This window comes from Catenulispora rubra (assembly GCF_015356825.1).
GTDB classification, from domain to species: domain Bacteria; phylum Actinomycetota; class Actinomycetes; order Streptomycetales; family Catenulisporaceae; genus Catenulispora; species Catenulispora rubra.
On the sequence record NZ_JAACYW010000550.1, the window covers coordinates 1 to 2715 of the forward strand.

5 protein-coding genes are annotated in these 2715 nt (G+C 67.2%); all 5 read left to right on the top strand.

What is annotated here, in order from left to right:
- Positions 1–581 precede the first annotated feature (581 nt).
- The 5 genes from GWK61_RS53815 to GWK61_RS53835 are packed head-to-tail and all read left to right on the top strand — an operon-like array spanning position 582 to position 2647.
- Positions 582–875 (top strand): hypothetical protein, encoded by a 294-nt coding sequence (locus GWK61_RS53815; protein ID WP_194922167.1) that lies wholly within the window; start codon positions 582–584, stop codon positions 873–875.
- A gap of 53 nt (positions 876–928) precedes the next feature.
- Positions 929–1522, top strand: a complete 594-nt coding sequence (locus GWK61_RS53820; RefSeq protein ID WP_194922168.1) for a hypothetical protein — start codon at positions 929–931, stop codon at positions 1520–1522.
- Positions 1523–1564: 42 nt separating this feature from the next.
- Positions 1565–1963, top strand: a complete 399-nt coding sequence (locus GWK61_RS53825; RefSeq protein ID WP_194922169.1) for an SPDY domain-containing protein — start codon at positions 1565–1567, stop codon at positions 1961–1963.
- A gap of 44 nt (positions 1964–2007) precedes the next feature.
- Entirely contained in the window at positions 2008–2235 is a 228-nt protein-coding gene (locus tag GWK61_RS53830; RefSeq protein ID WP_194922170.1) for a hypothetical protein, read from the top strand.
- A gap of 13 nt (positions 2236–2248) precedes the next feature.
- Positions 2249–2647: a hypothetical protein gene (locus GWK61_RS53835; RefSeq protein ID WP_194922171.1), complete on the top strand. Its 399-nt coding sequence runs from the start codon at positions 2249–2251 to the stop codon at positions 2645–2647.
- Positions 2648–2715: the final 68 nt, after the last annotated feature.

Here is a 2715-nt window from a genome sequence, read left to right on the forward strand (position 1 = left end):
CCCCCGGATGCCTCGAATTGCCCCAATCTGGACACCGGGCCGGAACCGGTGACCGGCGCGCCGGTCCCGAAACCGTCCCTGACGTGCCCGTGCGGCGGTTCCGCGCCACGGCACACCGCGCGCGCCGGTACCCCCGAACCGCGCGCGGCACCGGTCACGGCGCGCCGTGACGCCGCGCGCGTACCGGTGACCGGCGCGCCGGAACGGGGGTGTTTTCGGCCCCTGACGTGCGCCTCGATAGTTTCAGAGCCGGAACCCGGGTGGCGCCTTGGAAACTGTCGAGGAATTGCGAAACATCGACAGATATAGAGCCACATTTTGACTGGATATGTGACCGGGGGTCGAGCTATATTTTTCATGTGCCCGGGGGGAAGCCCACTGACGGGAAACGCGAACCGGGCACAAAAGAAAGTCAGAAACACCGACTCGACTCGCAATAGACATCGAGATAGGGTCATAGCAACACCCCGGGAATACCGGGAAAGAGATACCCGGAAATGACTTCCGGAAACCACAAAGCGAACTCTATCCAGGCGAAGCCTTGTCAAAAATGACCTCGAGAATGCGAAAGGCAATGTAGCGTGAGAGATGTTGAAAGCCGCCCGGTTGCTACCGGCGCCGATCTCGGCCCCGAGCATCAGGGCCACTTCGTAGAAATCACGACAGTGGTGACACCGGAAACGGAAGCCAAAGGGCTGGGTATTGCCGGAACGCCGATCACCGTACGCGGGATCATCTACCAGGCCAAACGCAGCGTTCAGATCCGCTCGACGATACGAGTGAGCAGCGTGACCCTGCGGCTGACCGGACACAGCGAACTGATGACCTTCAATGTCGGTGACCGGAACAAGGCCCGGCTCTTCGACGAAGACTGACCCGCTCCCGCCCCGACCTACCCTCACCCTTCGGCAGAAAGCACCGACGCACCATGACCGAGACCGACGGCACCCGCCTCGACGAATACCGCCGCGCCTTGGCCGCCATCGGCTGGACGACGGCCGAAATCCCCAACCCTCCGACCGGCGAAGCCCTGGTGTTCGGCTCCCCGGACCGCAAGTACTACGCGGTGATCCACGAAGTCTGGATGGACGGCTACGACCCCGACCCTGAACTCGATGACCCCGACCGCGAGTCGCACGTGTACACCGCGCTGTACGCCGTGAGCACTCACGCCGGATCGCACCGCCAACCGGCCTGGCGCATCGGCGGCCTCAACTTCCCGGCTACCGCTCTGGCCGCCGCTGCCGACCTCGCCGCACCGCCGAACCGCGACGACCTGGCCGCACACGTGACACACCTGGGCTGGCATCAGGCCCCGGACAACTCCGGGCAACCCGAACGCGCCTGGTACCACACGGAAAACGGGGTCTGGTCTGGCGTCAGCGACCTCCCCGACAGGTCCGGACAACCCCGCCGCGAGTGGGAACTACGACGCGGCGGCCACACAGCAAATGGCTACGGGCACGCCTCCCGATCCGCACCGATCGCCCCGGTCATGGCCTTCATCTCCACCCCCGCCTAGCCACCACCACACCACACCCTGCCGCGAAACGTGAGTACCCCCATGTCTGAAACCACGCCGGCCGCCACCCTCGAGCACGCCGAGGACTCCGAGCCGACCATGCCGCCGCCGGTCACCGTTCCGGTTTACGCCGCCGGAGCCGGAGCACCGGACCTCGCCTTGGACCGACTGCGCGACGCCGGATGGATCCAGTACGCGAACGGCATCGGTGATGTGGCCTACCGCAGCCCCGACGGGAGCGTGCGTGCCGAGTTCGCACCGGAGTCCCGCAGCGCTCTGCCCAGAGGTGTGTTGTGGGAGGTCGCCTACACCGATCCCGATCCCTACACCAAGAACCGCAACTCCTGGACCGCGCATTTCAGCGACCACGTACCCGCCGAGGCGATCGCCTCGTTCCTGGCTACCCTCACCGACCCGACTGGACTCGAACTCGACCGCTGAGCACAGCCCATCCCCGCCGAGCTATACCGGAAGGAGGATTGACGATGCAGACCGCTACGAGCGACGAAGGCGCCACGGTCGTGACCGACCGGGCCGAGGCCGAGGACTGGTGCGCCGATCGCGAGGACCGCGCTCTGGGCTGCCCGGAATGCCGACGAGTCCACTACGACGCCGACGCCTTCGTCTGTTGCGAGGCCGAGCAGGCCATACCGCTCACCTTCCGGCGCGGAGCCTTCCGCCCCGCCCTGGCCGCCGCCCTGAGCAGCCTGTAAGGACCCTGTCACTGTGAACGCCACCGCGACCAAATCCCGCACCTACTACGCCGAGCGCCTCACTCGCTCCGAGGCCGACCGCCTGTACCTCACCTGGCACCCTAAAGTCGAGGACGAGGTGAGCGCCGCCCGCGTCGCGACCGCACCGGCCCCGCCGGACCACGAGGTCCTGTTCGCCGCGCTGACGAAGGACCTCTTGGCCGCCGACCTGTGGCCGACTCCCGCGCCAAGGCCCGCGCCGGAACCCGAACCGGGCGAAGGTGGCCCCGAGGCCACCGCCGGACACGCGGCCAGGTTTCTGCGCGAAGCCGAGCGCGCCTACGCCCAGGCACGCGCCGAGCGAGCCCTGTGGCTTCTGCAACAGGCCATGATCTCCGCCCGCGCCGCCTGCGCCGCGATCACCCACCACTGACCCGACCGACCGCGCCACCGAAACTCAGGAAGCCTTCGCGCCATGCCGACCCTCGCCCCGCCAGCCCC